Source organism: Kitasatospora sp. NPDC127121, assembly GCF_042677305.1.
In the GTDB taxonomy this organism is placed as follows: domain Bacteria; phylum Actinomycetota; class Actinomycetes; order Streptomycetales; family Streptomycetaceae; genus Kitasatospora.
In genome coordinates this window covers 1-17,499 of sequence record NZ_JBHXTQ010000125.1, presented here as the reverse complement: position 1 = coordinate 17,499, position 17,499 = coordinate 1, and the positions used below count along the sequence as shown (strand labels likewise).

Annotated in this window: 16 protein-coding genes; 8 read left to right on the top strand and 8 right to left on the bottom strand. The window is 74.5% G+C overall.

All coding sequences use genetic code 11. The features are described from left to right. Positions 1-124: 124 nt before the first annotated feature. Entirely contained in the window at positions 125-772 is a 648-nt protein-coding gene (locus ACFVHI_RS35640) for a response regulator transcription factor (protein ID WP_063347082.1), read from the bottom strand. After that, positions 757-2,037 (bottom strand): sensor histidine kinase, encoded by a 1,281-nt coding sequence (locus ACFVHI_RS35635; protein WP_380346129.1) that lies wholly within the window; start codon positions 2,035-2,037, stop codon positions 757-759. Before ACFVHI_RS35635 ends, ACFVHI_RS35640 begins: the two co-directional genes overlap by 16 nt. A 146-nt stretch (positions 2,038-2,183) precedes the next feature. Here ACFVHI_RS35635 and ACFVHI_RS35630 point away from each other — a divergent pair, with 146 nt between their 5' ends. After that, positions 2,184-2,699: a hypothetical protein gene (locus tag ACFVHI_RS35630; RefSeq protein ID WP_380346127.1), complete on the top strand. Its 516-nt coding sequence runs from the start codon at positions 2,184-2,186 to the stop codon at positions 2,697-2,699. Between the two features lie 63 nt (positions 2,700-2,762). On the opposite strand, the gene ACFVHI_RS35625 is transcribed toward ACFVHI_RS35630, so the two are convergent. Beyond that, positions 2,763-4,328: a hypothetical protein gene (locus tag ACFVHI_RS35625; protein ID WP_380346125.1), complete on the bottom strand. Its 1,566-nt coding sequence runs from the start codon at positions 4,326-4,328 to the stop codon at positions 2,763-2,765. Positions 4,329-4,670: 342 nt separating this feature from the next. On the opposite strand from ACFVHI_RS35625, the gene ACFVHI_RS35620 reads away from it, so the two are divergent. From ACFVHI_RS35620 to pth, 4 genes are all read left to right on the top strand, one after another. Further along, entirely contained in the window at positions 4,671-5,180 is a 510-nt protein-coding gene (locus ACFVHI_RS35620; protein WP_380346123.1) for a hypothetical protein, read from the top strand. 103 nt (positions 5,181-5,283) lie between these two features. Further along, a complete protein-coding gene (locus ACFVHI_RS35615) occupies positions 5,284-5,949 on the top strand; it encodes a DUF3105 domain-containing protein (protein ID WP_063347086.1) in 666 nt (221 codons plus the stop codon). A gap of 92 nt (positions 5,950-6,041) precedes the next feature. Continuing rightward, on the top strand, positions 6,042-6,674 hold the full coding sequence (locus tag ACFVHI_RS35610) for a DUF305 domain-containing protein (protein ID WP_063351021.1): 633 nt from the start codon (positions 6,042-6,044) through the stop codon (positions 6,672-6,674). A 110-nt stretch (positions 6,675-6,784) separates the two neighbouring features. After that, positions 6,785-7,372 carry an aminoacyl-tRNA hydrolase gene (gene pth / locus ACFVHI_RS35605; protein WP_380346131.1) on the top strand — a complete coding sequence of 196 codons (588 nt, stop codon included), beginning with the start codon at positions 6,785-6,787 and terminating at the stop codon, positions 7,370-7,372. 62 nt (positions 7,373-7,434) lie between these two features. Here the strand turns inward: pth and ACFVHI_RS35600 are convergent, their stop codons facing one another. Continuing rightward, positions 7,435-8,970 (bottom strand): MFS transporter, encoded by a 1,536-nt coding sequence (locus tag ACFVHI_RS35600; protein ID WP_380346121.1) that lies wholly within the window; start codon positions 8,968-8,970, stop codon positions 7,435-7,437. Between the two features lie 191 nt (positions 8,971-9,161). Between ACFVHI_RS35600 and ACFVHI_RS35595 the strand changes: the two genes are divergently transcribed. Together ACFVHI_RS35595 and ACFVHI_RS35590 are read left to right on the top strand one after the other, a co-directional pair. Next, positions 9,162-9,668, top strand: a complete 507-nt coding sequence (locus ACFVHI_RS35595) for a MarR family transcriptional regulator (protein ID WP_063347089.1) — start codon at positions 9,162-9,164, stop codon at positions 9,666-9,668. A gap of 113 nt (positions 9,669-9,781) precedes the next feature. Further along, positions 9,782-10,300 (top strand): GNAT family N-acetyltransferase, encoded by a 519-nt coding sequence (locus ACFVHI_RS35590; protein WP_380346119.1) that lies wholly within the window; start codon positions 9,782-9,784, stop codon positions 10,298-10,300. Positions 10,301-10,326: 26 nt separating this feature from the next. Here the strand turns inward: ACFVHI_RS35590 and ACFVHI_RS35585 are convergent, their stop codons facing one another. The 4 genes from ACFVHI_RS35585 to ACFVHI_RS35570 form a co-directional block, all read right to left on the bottom strand. Further along, on the bottom strand, positions 10,327-10,836 hold the full coding sequence (locus ACFVHI_RS35585; protein WP_380346117.1) for a methylated-DNA--[protein]-cysteine S-methyltransferase: 510 nt from the start codon (positions 10,834-10,836) through the stop codon (positions 10,327-10,329). Beyond that, positions 10,833-12,350, bottom strand: coding sequence for a DNA-3-methyladenine glycosylase 2 family protein (locus tag ACFVHI_RS35580; RefSeq protein ID WP_380346115.1), 1,518 nt, complete (start codon positions 12,348-12,350; stop codon positions 10,833-10,835). The genes ACFVHI_RS35585 and ACFVHI_RS35580 overlap by 4 nt, the downstream gene beginning before the upstream one ends. Before the next feature lie 561 nt (positions 12,351-12,911). Next, positions 12,912-14,033 (bottom strand): ribosome small subunit-dependent GTPase A, encoded by a 1,122-nt coding sequence (gene rsgA / locus ACFVHI_RS35575; RefSeq protein WP_380346113.1) that lies wholly within the window; start codon positions 14,031-14,033, stop codon positions 12,912-12,914. Between the two features lie 323 nt (positions 14,034-14,356). Next, positions 14,357-15,352 (bottom strand): cytochrome c oxidase assembly protein, encoded by a 996-nt coding sequence (locus tag ACFVHI_RS35570; protein ID WP_079135508.1) that lies wholly within the window; start codon positions 15,350-15,352, stop codon positions 14,357-14,359. Between the two features lie 302 nt (positions 15,353-15,654). Between ACFVHI_RS35570 and ACFVHI_RS35565 the strand changes: the two genes are divergently transcribed. Further along, a complete protein-coding gene (locus tag ACFVHI_RS35565) occupies positions 15,655-17,325 on the top strand; it encodes an FtsW/RodA/SpoVE family cell cycle protein (protein ID WP_380346111.1) in 1,671 nt (556 codons plus the stop codon). The last annotated feature ends 174 nt before the right edge of the window (positions 17,326-17,499 follow it).

The window sequence follows — 17,499 nt, the reverse complement described above, 5'->3', positions numbered from 1 at the left end:
AGGAGGGAGTCCATGCGGTGGGGGCACCTCCCGGCCGAAGGCTGGGGGCCATCGGCGACTGACGACAACGCGGCGAGGTGCGTGCCCCAACGCCGGCGCGCAGGCGGGAGTTTGAAGACACGCCCTAGGACTTGTTCAGGTACGTGAGGACGGCGCGGACGCGGCGGTTGGTGTCGTCGTCGTCGGTGATGCCGAGCTTGCCGAACATCGCGGTGGTGTACTTGCCGATGGCGCTCTCGCTCAGGAAGAGCCGGCGGCCGATGGCCTGGTTGGAGAGCCCCTCGGCCATCAGCCCCAGCACGGCGTACTCGCGTTCGGTGAGCCGTTCGAGCCCCCGGTTCGGTGGCGTGTTGGACAGCAGTCTCGCGATGACGGCCGGGTCCATGGCCGTCCCTCCGTCCGCGACGCGCTCCAGGGCACCGATGAACTGGTCGGCGTCGAACACGCTCTCCTTGAGGAGGTAGCCGACGCCGCCGGAGCCGTCCGCCAGGAGCTCCCGGGCGTACAGCTGCTCGACGTGCTGGGAGAGGATGAGGACCGGCAGCCCGGGCATCTCGCCGCGGGCGGCGAGGGCCGCCCGCAGCCCCTCGTCCGACTGGGTCGGCGGCATGCGGACGTCGATGACGGACACGTCCGGGCGCCACCTGCGCAACGCGTCGAGCGTCTCGGGCCCGGTGGCGGCCGTGGCCACCACCTGGTGCCCGCAGGCCTCGATCAGGCGGACCATCCCGTCGCGCAGGAGGTAGAGGTCTTCGGCTACAACGATTCGCATGGCACCGTCATCCTGACACGGGTCGGACCGCCCGACGGACTGGTGACCTCCAGGGTGCCGTCGAAGGCCGCGAGCCGGCGGCGCAGGCCCGCCAGCCCGCCGCCGGCCCGGACGTCGGCCCCGCCCCGGCCGTCGTCCTCGACCTCGGCGACGACCGCGGCGGCGACACCGGTGCCGTCCCGCGTGAGGGAGATCCGCACCCCGGACGCCCCGGCGTGCCGGACGGCGTTGGTCAGCAGCTCGGCGACGCCGAAGTAGACGGCGGACTCGATCGGCGGGTCCAGGCGCAACAGGGCGTCGGCGCTGACGGCCACCTCCAGCGGGACGTCCAGGGCGAGCGCGCGGACGGCGTCGACGAGCCCCCGCTCGCTCAGCACCGGCGGGCTGATCCCCCGGATCAGGTCGCGGAGTTCGGCCAGCGAGGCGGTGGCACCGGCCTGCGCGTCCCGCATCAGCGCCCTGGCCTGGTCGGGGTCACGCTCCATCAGCTTCCCGGCGGTCGCCAGGGAGAGCCCGAGCGCGACCAGGCGGGCCTGCGCCCCGTCGTGCAGATCCCGTTCGATCCGGCGGATCTCGGCGGCCTGCGCGACCGTCACGTCCGCGCGCTGGGCGGTCAGTTCCTCGACCCGCTCCGCCAGCGCCATCGCCGGCGACGGGCGCAGGAAGCGGACCGCCACCGGCACGACGGGCCGCCAGGCGTACGGGGCGGAGGCCACGGCCACGACCGCGCCGAGCGCCCCGGCCAGGCCCGCGGCGGATTCCGGCCCGCCGAACCCGAGGACCGCGCAGGCCGCCACGACCACCCCGGCCGGCGGGAGGCACGCGAGCAGACCGGCGGTGAACGGCGCGATCCCCGCGAACCGCAGGTCGCGCCAGTTCGCCGGGTCCCGCCAGCGGACCCGCCAGCGCTGGTCCATCAGCGCGTCCCGGCGGGTGCGCTCGTAGGAGAAGCCGTTCCACCAGAACCCGGTGGACATCCGCGTCACCGGCCCGGCCTGCCGGTATCCGGCGGGGATCACCGTGGCGGTCCACCGCGCGACGAGGAAGCGGACGATCCGGCAGACGGGGCGGGGCAGGGCGAGCGTGCCCACGCCCACCAGCACGAACGGCGCCGTCCACGACCACGGGTTGCCCGCCCCCCACCAGACCCCCAGCGCCACCGCCGCGGCCCACACGGCCGGCAGCAGCAGGCAGACGGCCGCCACGACACACGCCCGCACGAACCCCACCCCGGCGCGCGCCACCCACGAACCCAGCCGTCCCACGTCTCTCCCCTTCCGTACGGTGCTCCCACTGTGCACCGCGCCGAGCCCGCCACCGCCCCGATCGGCCGGGGAGTGGGGCTGGCCCCACCCACGTGTGGGCCCAGACCGATACCGCCCCGGCCGGGCGGTTCGTAGCGTCGGTGGACATGGACACCAACACGCACCGCACGGACACGCACCACACGAAGATGCACCGCACGAACGCCCACCGCACGGACATGCCCGGCAGCGACATGCCCGGCACGCCCGAGGCGGCGCTGCTCCACGACCCCCGTACCCGGCGGGCCTTCGGCACGGTGACGGCCTGCGTCAAGGTCTACGGCGCGCTCGGCGCCGTCGCGTTCCTGGCGGTCGTCGCGGTGGCGGGCAACGGCCACCCGGTGAACACGTTCATGTGGGTCCGGGCGGTGCTGCTGCCGGTGGTCGCCGTGCTGCTCCACCGGCTGGCGGTCGCCGCATCCCGAGGGTCCCGCCGGGCCTTCGAACGGCTGGGCGCCCTCACCGTCATCATGCCGATCGCCATCATCGGCGTCGACCTGATCCCGGGCGTCTGCCCGCCCTGGTACGCCGCCGTGCAGGTCGTCTGCATGCTGCCCGTCCTCCGGGCCGCGGTCACCGTCCGCGGCTCCGCGCTGCGCGCCGCCTTTCCCAAGGCGCGCTGACCGGGCGTCGGGCGCCTGGTGCGCGGTCGGCGTCCGGTCGGCCATTCGGTCGTCAGTCGGTCGTCAGTCGGTCCAGACGGCGGCGGCCGTACGGTCGTCGGCGTAGCCCTTGGCGCGGACCTGGACCTGGCGGAGGAAGTCGACGGTGCCGGGCGGATGCGGGTGGGCCCAGTGGGTGGACAGGAAGTGGGCGACGGCCGGCTCGTCGGCGATCGGGCGGGCCAGACCGGGGGTGCAGAGCAGCAGCACGTCGCCCGGGGTGGCGGGGACCAGCCGGAAGCGGAACGGCCTCGGCTCCTCCGGCGGCTGCTGGCCGTCCGGGTGGTGCAGCAGGCGGGCCGCGTAGGCGTCGATCCAGTGGCCGGAGCGCAGCAGGTAGAGCCCGCCCGGGCCGACCCCGAAGGCCGCCCGGTGGCCGGCCGCCGGGTCGAGCGACAACAGCAGGCAGTGCAGCGAGGCCGGGGACGGTGTGCCGTCCTCCTCGTTTCCGGGCACGAGCGCGCGCAGCGGGGCGACGGCGCCGGTGGCGAGCCGTTGGAGGCCGTAGCGCAGCCGGTCCCGGGCGCCGTCGCGCAGGTCTGCGGCCAGGCCCTCGCGACTGCGGCCGACCGCGGCAGCCAGATGGCGGCAGGCCTCACGGGTGCTGGTGGCGACGGCCTCCGGGGGGAGCGCCTCGTCCGCGGCGGTGCCGGTCCGGTCGATGCCGGCGAGCACGGCGAGCAGCAGCCCGTCCGGGCCGTCCCCGAACCTGGTGACCAGCAGCGCGTCGCGCCGTGACTCGCCCCGGAAGCGGGCGGAGTCGCCGCGGACGGAGACGGCGCGCAGGACGGACGACCCGTACTGGGCGCCCTCCAGGACGGTGTCCGGCACCAGCGCCCCGAGGACGCCCGGATCCGCCTCCGGGACGGCGGTCGGCTCCGGCCCGTAGGTCGGTGGGCGCTCGCCGATGTGCGGCACGGTGGGGGCGCCGTCGGCGAGCGGCGAGCGGACGGCCGGGCGCGAGTCGGGGACGGTGGTGGTGGCGGTGGCGGTGGCGAGGGTGTCGGGTTCCGGGGCGGGTTCGGGTTCCTCGGCGGCGGCCTCGGGTTCGGGCTCGGCCTCGGGTTCGGGTTCGGGCTCGGGCTCGGGCTCGGCCTCGGCCTCGGGCTCGGGGGTGGGCTCGGGGGTGGGCTCGGGGGTGGGCTTGTCCAGGGAGACCGGGGCGACAACTGGTGCGGGCGCGGTCTCGGCTTCAGGTCCCGGGGCGTCAGGAGCGATGGCCGGGGCGGGGACGGTGGCGTGGGGCTCCTCGTCCGTCCGCTGGGGTCCGATGACGCCGATCGCGGTGTCGAACCAGTCGTCGATGCTGTCCCGTTCCAGCACCTCGTCCGCTACCGGCACCGCCGCCGCCGACTCCGCCGCCACCGGCTCCGACTCCAGAACCGGCTCCGCGTCCAGAACGGGCTCCGGTTCGGCCGTGCGCTGCTGGCCGATGAGGCCGACTGCCGTATCGAACCAGTCGTCGACGCTGCCGTCGCCGGGGTCCGCGTGCGGGGTGTCGGGGAGGGTGCCCGCCGGGCCGTCGTAGACCGTTTCCCACCAGCCGTCGTCCGGCCGGTGCGGCTGTGCGGGGGCACCCTGCTTGCTCATCTGGCGGCTCCTGGTCGGTCCGTGGTCGCGCCGCCCCCGGCGGGGCCGGACTCGACGTCATTGTCTCCAAGTGCAACGACGCTGTCCGGGTTTCGGCGACAACCGGTCAGCGCCGGGCCGTTCCCGGCCACCGCGTCGACCTCGGGTTTCACCGGGGAGTCCGGCGCCGCGTCCGCCCCTGCGTCCACCCCCGGGTTCACCCCTGCGTTCGGTCCCGTTCCGTCCCTGCTTGCCGGATGTGCCCGGAGCAGGGCGTTTCCGGGGTGTTCGGGTCCGGGAGCGGCCGAAAATGGGGGTCGAGGAGGGGCATCGCTTCACTCGTTCGGCTGATTAAATGTGCGCATGACCGCGTCGGCCCCCAGCTCACCTCGACCGGGGAGGGCCGCTCCGGCGGGCCGCCCGGTGGGTGTGCTGTGGGTTCTGCTGCTGGTCGCGCTGCTCACGACGCTGCCGTGCGCCGGTCAGTCGAAGGCGGTCGGCGCGCACGCCGCTCCGATGCCGACCACCGTCACCGCCGCCGTCACCGTCACCGCCGTCACGACGGTCTCCAGTCACGCCCCGCACGCCGGCCCCGCAGCCAAGGCCTCCGACCAGCGCCAGCGCGCCGGCGAGCAGCGGCACTGGACGTGGTGCACCGCCGACGGCGGGCAGCCCCGCCGTGACAACGGCTGCTCCAGCCACCCGTACTGCGCGCAGGACGCCCAGCTGCCGAACCCGCCGCCGCATCCGCAGCCGGCCGCGTCACCGCTCGCGCCGGCAGCCGAGGCGTTGCCCAGAGTGGTGCCCGCCGGGCTGCTGGACGGTCCGCATCCGGCACCCGATCTACACGAGCTGCAAGTACACCGGTCCTGAGCGGAACCCACCGCCCGGCATCCGCCGGCGGATCCGCCCCTCCCCTTCTTTCAGCTGACCGCCGCGCCACCAGCAGTGCGCGGCGGGGACAAGGACAACCACCATGGGTTCCGCCTCGAAGCAGTCCGGCAAGCAGTCCGGCAAGCCCGGCCCGACCGACCGCCGCGCCCGGATAGCCGAGCTGCGCGCCGGCGAGCAGCGCCGCGACCGCCGCAACAAGGTCATCGCCTCGGTCGCGGCCGGTGTGCTGGTGATCGGCGCGATCGCCACCGGCACCTGGATCGTCATGGACGCCAACCAGAGCAAGAAGAAGGAGCAGGCCGCCGCCAACGCGGACATCCCGGGCGTGCAGACCTTCGGCGAGCTGAGCCGCACCCACGTCAAGGACAAGGTCAGCTACCCGATGACCCCGCCGGTCGGCGGCGACCACAACGCGATCTGGCTGGACTGCATGGGCCACGTCTACGACCAGCCGGTCGAGAACGAGCGCGCCGTCCACTCGCTGGAGCACGGCGCGGTCTGGGTGACGTACAACGGCAAGGCGACGCCGGACGACATCAAGACCCTGTCCGACAAGGTCAAGACCACCCCGTACTCGCTGATGAGCCCGTACCCGGACGAGAAGGGCGCCATCACCCTGAACGCCTGGAGCACCCAGCTGATCGTGGACAGCGCGAGCGACCCCCGGGTGAACCAGTTCTTCACCAAGTACGTCCAGGGCAAGCAGACCCAGGAGCCGGGCGCCTCCTGCACCATGGGGCAGATGTGACCGCCGACGCGGCGCTGCCCGAGGACGGCTCCGAGCACGCCGCCGAGGAGTTCGCGGACGAGGCCGGGGCGCCGCGCCCGGCCCGTCGGCGGCTGTGGTGGCCGGCCGCGCTGGCCGCCGCCCTCGCGCTGGCCCTCGGGGTGCCCGCCCTGGTGGCGAGCGGGACGTCGGCGTCCGGGTCGGCCTCGGTGGCCGTCCCGGCGGACGACTCGCCCGAGGCCGGGTTCGCCCGCGACATGGCGACCCACCACCAGCAGGCGGTGGACCTGTCGTTCATCGTCCGGGACCGCACCGGCGACGACCCGACCCGCACCCTCGCCTTCGACATCATCAACACCCAGGCCAACCAGCGCGGGATGATGATGGGCTGGATCGACCAGTGGGGGCTACCGCAGCACTCGGCGGCCAAGCCGATGGCGTGGATGAGGATGGGCCACGACTACCAGGCCCACGACGGTTCGCTGATGCCCGGCATGGCCACCAACACCCAGCTGGCGAAGCTGCGTTCGCTCAGCGGGCGGGACGCCGAGGTGTACTACCTGCAGCTGATGATCCAGCACCACAAGGGCGGCGTCGAAATGGCCCAGGGCTATGTGGACCTGGCGAAGAACGACGCCGAGAAGCGGCTCGCCCAGTCGATGGTGGTCGCGCAGACCTCGGAGGTGCAGCTGATGACCGACATGCTCACGGAGCGCGGCGCCGCCCCCGGCGTGCCCGAGTCCTGACCCACCCCACTGCGCGTGTCCTCGGACGGCCGGGGCGCGGTCGACGGTCCCGTACCGTGCGTACCGTGCCCCGGCCGTCCCGCGTCCGCGACAAGCCCCTGGAGTTCCCGATGCCCCCCGCCGCACCCTGGCTGATCGCCGGACTGGGCAACCCCGGCCCGTGGTTCCGGCTGACCCGGCACAACGCCGGCTTCCTGACCGTGGAACGGCTGGCCGAACGGTACGGCGCGCGGTTCCGGCGGCGCGGGATCGGCGCCCTGGTGGCGGAGATCGAGGTCGACGGCCACCGGGTGGTGCTGGCCAAGCCGCAGTGGTTCATCAACCTGTCCGGCCGACCGGTGTCCGGCCTGCTGCGGCGTTACGGCGTCCCGGTCGAGCACCTGGTGGTCGTGCAGGACGACCTGGACTTCGCGTTCGGCACCGGACGGCTCAAGCGCGGCGGCGGCCCCGGCGGCCACAACGGCGTGCGCTCGGTGGGCGAGGTGCTCGGCACCCCCGACTTCGTACGGCTGCGCTTCGGCATCGGGCGCCCACCGAAGGGGCAGAGCGCCGGCGACTTCGTGCTGAAGAAGTTCTCGGACCACGAACAGGCCGCCCTGCCAGGGGTTTTGGACCGGTGCGCGGACGCGCTGGACACGCTGGTGCGGCGCGGCCTCAACCGGGCCCAGGACGCACTGAACGTCCGCTCGGAGGCTTAGGGGCTCTCAGGCTCAGGGGTCGGAGGCTCAGGGGTCGGAGGCTCAGAGGAAGAGGTCCCGGCTCAGGCCTGGCGGACCGGCCGGGTCAGGGCCACGGCCGCCACCGCGACCGCCGCGAGAGCGAGCAGCACCGTCCGGCCGCCGGCCGCCGGGCCCGCCAGATGGACCCCGAGGACGGGCAGCGCGGTGCCGAGCGCCGTCCCGAGGCTGCGGGCCATGTTCACCATGCCGCCGCCGACCGCCGAGCACTGCGCCGGGATCGCCCGCATCACCAGCGCGTTGTTGGCGGGCAGCAGCAGTCCCAGCCCGTAGCCGGCGAGCAGCAGCGGCACCGCCACGGCCGCCCCGGAGACCGGCAGCAGCGCGAACAGCAGCAGCCCCGCGCCCGCGAGCACCGCGCCCGCACGGCAGCGGGCGACGTCCGACCAGCCGCGCGGCAGCAGCGCGCCGCCGACGGTCGCGGCGAGCGCGAACGCGGCGGGCAGCAGGGTGATCACCAGGCCGGCCCGGGCCACCGGCACGCCCACGCCGGTCAGCAGCACCGGGCCGAGCACGAGCGGGCAGAACAGCAGCAGGTAGCCGATCAGCGAAACCACCAGCCCGGACCGCACCCCGGGGGTGTTGACCAGGCCGGGCGCCAGGATCGGCCGGGCGGCCCGCCGTTCCTGACGGACCAGCGCGAGCGCGAGGACGGCGGCGGCGAGCAGCAGTGCGGCGGCGGCCCAGCCGGGCAGCGGCAGTCCGGAGGCGGTGGACAGGGCGAGCAGCAGCGCGGTGGTGGAGCCGGTGAGCAGCAGCAGGCCTGCCAGGTCGAAGCGGCCGCCGGATGCGGTGGCGGGCGGGCTCGCCACGCCCGGCGCGAGCGGGCCGTCCTCGGTGCGGGGAGCGGGCAGGCGCGCGGTGGCTCCTGCGGGCGGGCCCCCCGTACCGGCGGCGAGCTGCTGCCCGGTACTGGCGGCGGGCGGGGGCCCGGTGCGGGTGCGGGGCAGCAGGAACCAGCCGGCCAGGATACCCAGCACCCCGATCGGCACGTTGATCCAGAACACCCACCGCCAGGAGGCGTGCTCCACCAGCAGCCCGCCGAGGCTGGGGCCCAGCGCCAGACCGAGCCCCTGGGCCGCCGCCTGGATGCCGAGCGCGCGCCGCATCGCGTGCTCCGGGACGCCGCGCGCCACCAGGGCGACGCTGTTGGCCTGCATCATCGCGCCGCCGACGGCCTGGACGGCCCGGCAGGCGACCAGCACGCCGAGGCTGCCGGCGCATCCGGCGCCGAGTGAGGCCAGGGCGAAGACGGCGAAGCCGCCGAGGTACATGGTCTTGCGGCCGATGAGGTCGGAGAGCCAGCCGACCGGGGCGAGCAGGGCGACCAGTACCAGGAGGTAGGCGAGGGCGACCCATTCGACGGCCGCGAAGCCGGCGTCGAAGTGCCGGCCGAGGGCCGGGAAGACGAGGGCGGTGACGCTGGCGGTGAGCTGGCCGAGGAAGGCCCCGAGGCAGACGGTGCCGACGGCCAGCCAGTGGGCGTGACGCCAGCCGGCTATGCCGCGGGGCCGGGGCCGCTCGGTGAGCAGCCGCGCGGCAAGAGCGGTGGCGTTCATGCCACAAATATATCGGATGCAGATATGTTCTTTCTACGAGTTGCTCGCCTTCCGACGGGATCCCGGGGAGTTCCACGGAGCTCCCAGGGGATCCGCAGAGTTCCACCGAGCTCCGCAGAGCTCCGGGAGGCCCCCGCTCAACGGTGGACAACCCGCCGGACCGGCCCGTACCAGGCGATACGCTGTCCGCCATGCCGTCGTCACCACACGTCCCCGACCCCGCCACCGAAACCCCCGAAACGGCGGTCGACCACGCCCGGCGGCTCACCGACACCGTCACCCGCCTGCGCCGCGCCCTGCGCAGCAGCATCCGCACCGACTACCCGTGGGAGTCCCTGCCCATGGCGCAGGTCGAACTCCTCCAGACCCTCGCCGCCGCACCCCTGCGGGTCGGCGAACTCGCCGCCCGGCAGCGGCTCGCCCCCAACACCGTCAGCGGACTGATCGGCAAGCTCCTCGACGCCGGATTCGTCGACCGCCAGGCCGACCCCGGCGACCGCCGCACCGCCCGCATCGCCCTCACCCCGGCCGGCCGGCGCCAGCTCGACGACTGGCAGCGCGCCCACGAGCGCCGCATCGCCACCGCCCTCGACACCCTCGACCCCACCGACCGCGACGCCGTCGTCCACGCCCTGCCCGCCCTCGAACAGCTCGCCCGCGCCCTCGCCGAGGCCGGCCAGGGCCCCGACCAGGCCTGAACCCCGGCCGGGCCTGGCCCCTGACCCAACCCGGGGCCGAACCCCGGTCAGCACCCCCGGACGCCTGCAAAACCGCTGGTCGCCGACCCGTACGGACCGCTACCGTCCCCGGCATGAACACAGCACAGGTACTGATCGAGCCCTGGACGGACGCCGACCTCGCACTGCTGCGCCGGGTCAACACCCCGGAGATGAAGAAGCACGTCGGCGGCCCGGAGACCGAGGAGCAACTCCTCGTCCGGCACCGGCGCTACCTGGACTTCGTCCCGTCCGGCCTGGGCTGCATGTACCGGATCGTGCTGCTCCCCGAGGGCGAGGCTGTCGGAACCGTCGGCTACGGCACCCGCACCTGGGAGGGCGAGACCGTCCACGAGATGGGGTGGAACGTTCTGCCCGGCCACCAGGGGCGGGGCATCGCCGTCGCCGCCACCCGCGCCGCCGTCGCGGCCGCCCGCCGCGAGGCCGCCCACCGCCACCTGCACGCCTTCCCCTCGGTGGACAACCCGGCCTCCAACGCGGTCTGCGCGAAGGCCGGGTTCAACCTCGTCGGCGAGACGGACTTCGAGTTCCCGCCCGGGCGGTTCATGCGCAGCCACAACTGGCGGGTGGACCTGCGGGCGGCGGCGGGCTGAGCCGCGCCGCCGCCCGGGCGGACGCGTCAGAACAGCGTGCCGCTCTCCAGCTCCAGCAGCCGGCGCTTGCAGTCCACGCCCGCCGCGAAGCCGGTCAGCGAACCGTTGGCGCCCATGACGCGGTGGCAGGGGCGGACGATGAGCAGCGGATTGGCGCCCACCGCGCCGCCGACCGCCCGCACCGCGCGCGGCGACTCCCCCGCCAGATCGGCGAGTTGGCCGTAGGTGACGGTCTCGCCGTACGGGATCTCGTCCAGGGCGGCCCAGATCCGCCGGCGGAACTCGGTGCCCACCGGGGCGAGCGGGAGGTCGAAGGAGGTGCGCTCGCCCGCAAAGTAGGCGGTCAGCTGGGCGACCGGCTCGGCGAGCGCCTCCGGGTCGAAGACCCAGTCGTCGGCGGGCTCGGGCAGCGCGTACTTCTGCCCGGGCGCGGTGACGGTGGCCAGCGCCGCCGCGCCGCCGCCCTCGGGCAGGACACCGGACAGCAGCAGCCGGCCGAACGGGCTCTCCATGGTGGTGTAGACGGTGGTACTCATGCCTCTGCCTTCTCCGTTCCAGTGCTGGCGCTCGCGAGCCCGGCCCACAGCCGGTGCACGGCGTAGGAGCGCCACGGGGCCCACGCCTCGGCCGCGCGGGCGGCGCTCTTCGGGTCGCCGGGGGCGCCGAGCCGGACGAGGCCGTGCTTGACGCCCACATCGCCCGGGAGGAAGACGTCGGGGTCGGCGAGGGCCCGCATCCTCAGGTAGCCGACGGTCCAGGGGCCGATGCCGGGCAGGGCCAGCAGCTTGGCCGCGGACTCCTCCCGGTCCACCCCGCCGTCGAGTCGCACCGACCCCTCCGCCAGGGCCGCGCACAGGCCGGTGAGCGCGCGGCGGCGGGCGGCGGGCATCGCGAAGTCCTCCGGGTCGGCGGTGGCCAGCACCGCCGCCGTCGGGAACAGCAGCCGCAGGCCGCCGCTCGGCTCGGGCAGCGCGGCGCCGTACTTCTCGGTCAGCCGGCCGGCCAGCGTACGGGCGGCGCCGACCGTGATCTGCTGGCCGAGCACCGCGCGGACGGCCAGCTCGTGCGGGTCCACGTGACCGGGCGAGCGCAGGCCGGGGCGTTCCCGGACCAGGGGGCCTAGCACGGGGTCGGCGCCGAGCTGCTCGTCGACCGCGTCCGGGTCGGCGTCCAGGTCGAACAGGCCGCGCAGGCGCTGGACGGCGGTCGGGAGGTCGCGCAGGTCCGCGAGCAGCAGGCGGCAGTCGAGCCAGCCGCGGGTGCGCGGTTCGCCCGGCGCCAGCCCGTCGACCTCGGCGATGCCGTGCCCGTACGGGAGCGCCAGGGTGCGCCGGTAGGTGCGGACGCCGGGGCGCGGACCGGGGACGACCTCCTCCACGCCGGGGACGGCACGCAGGGCGAGGAAGTCGATCAGGTGGTCGCTGTCGAGCGCGCCGCGGTAGGCCAGGCGCAGGGTGAGGCCGCCGGCCGGCGTCGCGACGCGGCGGCCGGCCACGACCTCGGCGCGCAGACCGCTGGGGGTGCGGTCGTAGACCTCGCGGACGGTGTCGTTGAACTGCCGCACCGAGGCGAAGCCGGCGGCGAACGCGATGTCGGTGACCGGGAGTTCGGTCGTCTGCAGCAGCAGGCGGGCGGTCTGGGCGCGGCGGGCGCGGGCCAACGCGATCGGGCCGGCGCCCAGCTCGGCGATGAGCTGGCGCTGGAGCTGGCGGGAGCTGTAGCCGAGGCGGCTGGCCAGGCCCGCGACGCCCTCGCGGTCCACCACGCCGTCGCCGATCAGGCGCATCGCGCGACCGACCAGGTCGGCGCGGTGGTTCCACTCCGGGGAGCCCGGCACGGAGTCGGGGCGGCAGCGGCGGCAGGCCCGGAAGCCGGCCCCCTGGGCGGCCGCGGCGCTGGGGTAGAAGACGCAGTTGACGCGCTTGGGGGTCACGGCGGGGCAGCTCGGTCGGCAGTAGATGCCGGTGGAGGTGACGGCCGTGAAGAAGACGCCGTCGAAGCGGGCGTCTCGGCTGTCCACGGCTCGGTACCGGATGTCGTCGTCGATCACGCTGTCCAGTCTGCGGCACTGGGGCGGGGGGTGACTGGCGGGAATCGGACATGGCCGTTGGGGGCCCTCCCCCTCCCCCCTCCCCCACCCCACCCTCCGCCCACCTCCACCCACCCATCCCGAGCACCGGCCCGGAGGGCCCGCACCGGAGGCCCGCACTGGGGGCCCATGCTGGGGGCCCAACCGGAGGACCACGCCGGAGGACCACGCAGGGAGCCCGCACCGAGGGGCTCACACCGGCGCCCACGCCGGAGGCCCCACACCGAGAGACCCACACCCGGAGACCCGCGCGGGGACGCCCGCACCGGAGAGCCCGCCCCGAGGCCACCCCGGGGGAAGACCGCACCGCGCCGCAGCGCTCGGCGCACGCGCGCGTTGCTCGCGGTCTGGCCGCCGGCCAGGGCGGCTCGCCGCCCTCGGTGACCCGGGTTTCACCGTGGACGACGCCACCGCAGTGGCCCTGAAGCACTTCCGGCTGCCGGCCCGCCCGGCCTCCGCCGAGCCGGGTGGCCCGGGCGGAGGCCGGCCACGGCCCCCTGATTTCCTTGTCGGCTTTCCTGGTCAGCGCTTCACGGAGCCTCCCGCGGCGCGCATCGACTTGGAGAGCGACTTCCACTTCTTCGCCCGGGCCGAGGCCAGTCGGGCGTCCGAGCGGGAGGCGATCCACTCGTTCTCGCGCTGGAGCTTGAGGTAGCTGTCCATCCGGCGCTGTGGCAGGGTGCCGTCGGCGAGCGCCGCCTGCACCGCGCAGCCGGGCTCGGTGTGGTGGCCGCAGTCGTGGAAGCGGCACTCCTCGGCCAGTCCGGCGATGTCGGCGAAGGCCAGGTCCACGCCCTCGCCACCGTAGAGGCCGACCTCGCGCAGCCCGGGGGTGTCGATGAGCACACCCCCGCCGGGCAGCGGGATCAGTTCACGGGTGGTCGTGGTGTGGCGGCCCTTCTGGTCGACCGAGCGGGCCTCCTGGACGGCCATCGCCGTGACGCCGGCGAGCGCGTTGGTGAGCGTGGACTTGCCGACGCCGGACTGGCCGATCACGGCCGTGGTGCCGGGCGCGCAGGCGCGCAGCACATCCATGCCCTCGCCCGTCCCGGCGCTGACCACGAGCACGGTGACACCGGGCGCGACCGCCTCGACGTCGGCGCGGATGAACTCGGCGTCGTCCACCAGGTCGGCCTTGGTGAGGACGACCAGGGGGTCGGCGCCGGACTCCCAGGCCAGGGCGAGGAAGCGCTCTATCCGGCCGAGGTCCGGATCGGCGGCGAGCGAGGCGGCGATCAGGACGGTGTCGACGTTGGCGGCGAGCACCTGGCCGTCGGAGCGCTTGCCGGCCACCTTGCGGATGATCGCGGTCGAGCGGGGCAGCAGTGCGGTGACGGCGGCCATCGGCTGGGCGTGGAGGTCCACGGCAGCCCAGTCGCCGGTGCACGGGCAGTTGATCATGTCGGCGTCGCCGACCGGGCGGGTGTCGAGCCGGACGGTGCGCGGCTCGCCCGTCTCCGGATCGGCGAGCACGGCGTCGCACTGGCCGCGGTCGACCCGGACGATCCGGGCCGGGATCAGCCCGGCCTCGGCGAGCGGGGTGAAGAGTTCGGCGAGCTCGGGCGTCCAGCCGTAGCCGGACAGCGGCAGCTCGTCAGAGGGGGAGGTGGAGGGGAACGACGAAGTGGAGGCAGCGTTGAACAACGCAGTGGGCCCTTCGGGAGGAGATGATCCCGGCGGGCTGCGGCTGGCGCGGAAAAGGTCAGCCGGCGGCCGGGAAGAGGAGGTGAACGCGAGTACTGCCCAAGGCAGCTATCGGGGCGACAACGACCACGGGGTTCACCTCCTGCTCTCTACTCCTCGGGCGGCCGTGAAGGCCCCCGATCTGGACGGGACAAACGCTAGCTGGTGGGGGTGGCGGGGCCAAGTGGTTTTTGACCTGCGGAAACGCGGTGAAGGGATCCACAAGGGACCAACATTGGACCTACAAAAGTGCGGGCCCGCGCCCAGGAACCCACCGGAGCCGACTACCCGCCGTACCGGTGCTTGAGGTTCGGGTCGTCCAGCCACCAGGGCCGCATCCCGGCCTCCTCCTCGGCCGGCAGCCCCGCCGCCTGCGCCTGCGCCGCGGCCTCCTCGAAACGGGCGTCCAGTTCGGCGTCCACCGCCTTGATCTCCTCCCGCCCCTGCACCACCATCCGCCGCACCAGCGCGGCCAGGAACGGCAGCCCGACCAGGTCGCCCAGCACCCAGAGCATGTTGCCGCCCCAGGTCTGGTCCTGCGCCAGGCTCGGCCCCCACGGCCGCCCGAGCGCCACGTAGTAGTGCTCGGCGACCAGGTGGCCGCCGTAGATCAGCACCAGCCCGAGCCCCGCGTCGAAGATCACCTCGGCGAAGGTGATGAACAGCCCGACCAGGTGCGGGTACTCGCGCCCGACCGGGTCGATCTGCAGCCGCGGCCAGAAGTACGCCAGCCCGAGCAGCACCAGCGCCAGGTGCAGCAGCACGTTCCCGAACGCGCTGGACACCGACTCCTCGTACCAGGGCGTGAAGTAGAGCAGCCACGGCGGGGCCATCAGCAGCGCGGTGGAGACGGCCGGGAACATCAGCACCTTGGACGGCCGGCTGCGCAGCGCCCGCAGGATGCGCTCGCGCCGGGCCGGCGGCGCGGCCGCGACCAGCAGCGAGACCGGCGCGCCGAGGGCGAGCAGCAGCGGGACGAGCATCAGCAGCAGCACGACCTGGACGGCCCGGTCGGTGAACAGGATCCGCTCGTACACGCCGAGGCCGGAGCAGGTGCACCAGATCCACAGCAGCAGCCCGCCCAGGAAGGCGGCGGTGCGGGAGGGCTGCCAGCGCTCGCCGCCGGCCCGGTGGACGGTGCGCACCGCGGCCAGGTACCAGCCGCCGAGCAGCACGGAGAGGGTGAGCACCAGCGGTTCGGCCGTCCACGCGGTGGCCAGGTCGGACCACTGCCAGGGCGGCGGTCCGCTGTAGGCGAGCACTCGCACCGCGCCGTCCATCCGTCCGCCCACCTCGTTCGCGCCCTGCCGCCGCCGGCGCCGTCCGGCGGTCCGTCGGGCGCCGCGGACCGGACCGCGGCGCCCCGGCCATGATGGCCTCCCGGCCGGGGCCCGCCGCGCCCGGGGCCCGCCTCTATACCTGCGCCTGAACAAAGCTTTACCGAGCCCGGAAAAAGCTTTGCCCAGGCAAAGTTCCGGCCTCGACGGCCCCCGGACCGCAACCGGCGCAGGGCCGTGTTCGTCTGGCAGGATGCACCGTCGGCGATACCGGCCACGCGGGTGATGACAAGGGGACGACAAGGGTGCAAGGCACTGCACGCGGCGAGGGCCGCCGGCTGGCGGCGCGCCACCGCAACATCGAGCTGGGCCTGCTGGCGCTCGCGGTGGCCGTCTGTCTGGCGGGGCACATCGACGCCGATCTGGCACTGACCGGCAAGATGCCGCCCGGGCTGCTGGTCCACGGCCTGGCGCTGGGCGGACTGGCCGGGGCGGCGCACCTGGCGGTGCGGCGGTTCGCCCCGTACGCGGATCCGCTGATCCTGCCGCTGGGCGTCTTCCTGACCGGCTTCGGGCTGATGCTGCTGGACCGGCTGGACATCTCCTACGCGGCGGCGCACGCCAAGAAGGGCGACTACCAGAAGCTCCCGGCCGCGCCCTCGCAGCTGATGTGGGTGTTCGTCTCGGTCGCGGTGGCGATCGCGCTGATCGCGCTGATCAAGCACCACAGGTTCTTCCAGCGGTACGTGTACCTGCTGATGACGGGGGCGCTGATCCTGCTGGCGGCGCCCGCGTTCTTCCCGGGCCGGCCGGAGGACTTCGGCGCCAAGCGCTGGATCCGCCTGTTCGGGCTCTCCTTCGAGCCGGACGAGTTCGTGAAGGTCGCGATCACGATCTTCTTCGCCGGCTATCTGATGGCCTCCCGGGACGCGCTCGCGCTGGCCGGCCGGAAGATCTGGGGGATGACCCTGCCGCGCGGGCGGCACGTCGGCCCGGTGCTGGCGATCTGGGTGGTCAGCCTGCTGGTGCTGGTCTTCGAGCGCGACCTCGGCACCTCGCTGATCTTCTTCGGCGTCTTCGTCGTGATGCTGTACGCGGCGACCGAGCGCACCAGCTGGGTGGTGCTCGGCCTGCTGATGGCGGTCGGCGGCGCGGCCGTGGTCGGCACCGTGGAGCCGCACGTGCACGGGCGCGTCGAGGCCTGGCTGCACCCGCTCGACATCTACAAGGAGCACCACGACCCGGCGATCATCTCCGACCAGCCCGCCGAGGCGCTGTTCAGCCTGGGCACCGGGCACCTGACCGGGACGGGCCTGGGCTCGGGGCGGCCGTGGCTGATCGGCTTCGCCGGGCGCAGCGACTTCGTCTTCACCACGATCGGCGAGGAGCTGGGCCTGGCCGGGGTGACGGCGGTGCTGCTGGTGTACCTGCTGCTGGTCCAGCGCGGGCTGCGGACGGCGGTCGGGCTGACCGACCCGTTCGGCAAGCTGCTGGCGACGGGGCTGTCGACGGCGCTGGCGCTGCAGGTGTTCGTGGTGGTCGGCGGGGTGAGCGGGCTGGTGCCGCTGACCGGCAAGGCGCTGCCGTTCCTGGCGGCGGGCGGCTCGTCGCTGCTGGCGAACTGGCTGATCGTGGCGCTGCTGATCAAGCTGAGCGACTCGGCCGGGCGCACGGCGCTGGAACCGGCGCCGCCGAGCCCCGATCCGCTCCCGGCGCAGGCCGGGCCGGCGGGCCGGGCGGCGGCCCCGGGCGGTCCGGCCGCGGTGGATCCGGGCCCGAACCCGAACCCGACCGCGCCGAGCGGCCCGAACCCGACGGCCCCGGAGCTGACGCTCCCACGCCCGGCCGCCCCGGGCCCGGATCCGGACCGGACCGAGGTCAACCCGGCCGCCCCGCACCCCCCGGCCGGGCAGTCCCCGTACGGGTACCACCCGGCCCCGCAGCCCCCCTTCCCGCCGAACCCGTCCACCGCCTGACCTCCCGCCGCCTGACCTCCCGCCGCCTGACCGTCCGCCGGCCGCCCTCCGGGCAACGGCGAGCCGACGCCAGGAGACGACCGACGCCAGGAGACGAACGGACGTCAGGAGACGGCCGGCGTCGGGAGACGAACCGACGCACAGGGCCTCCCCCGCGGGATGCGGGGGAGGCCC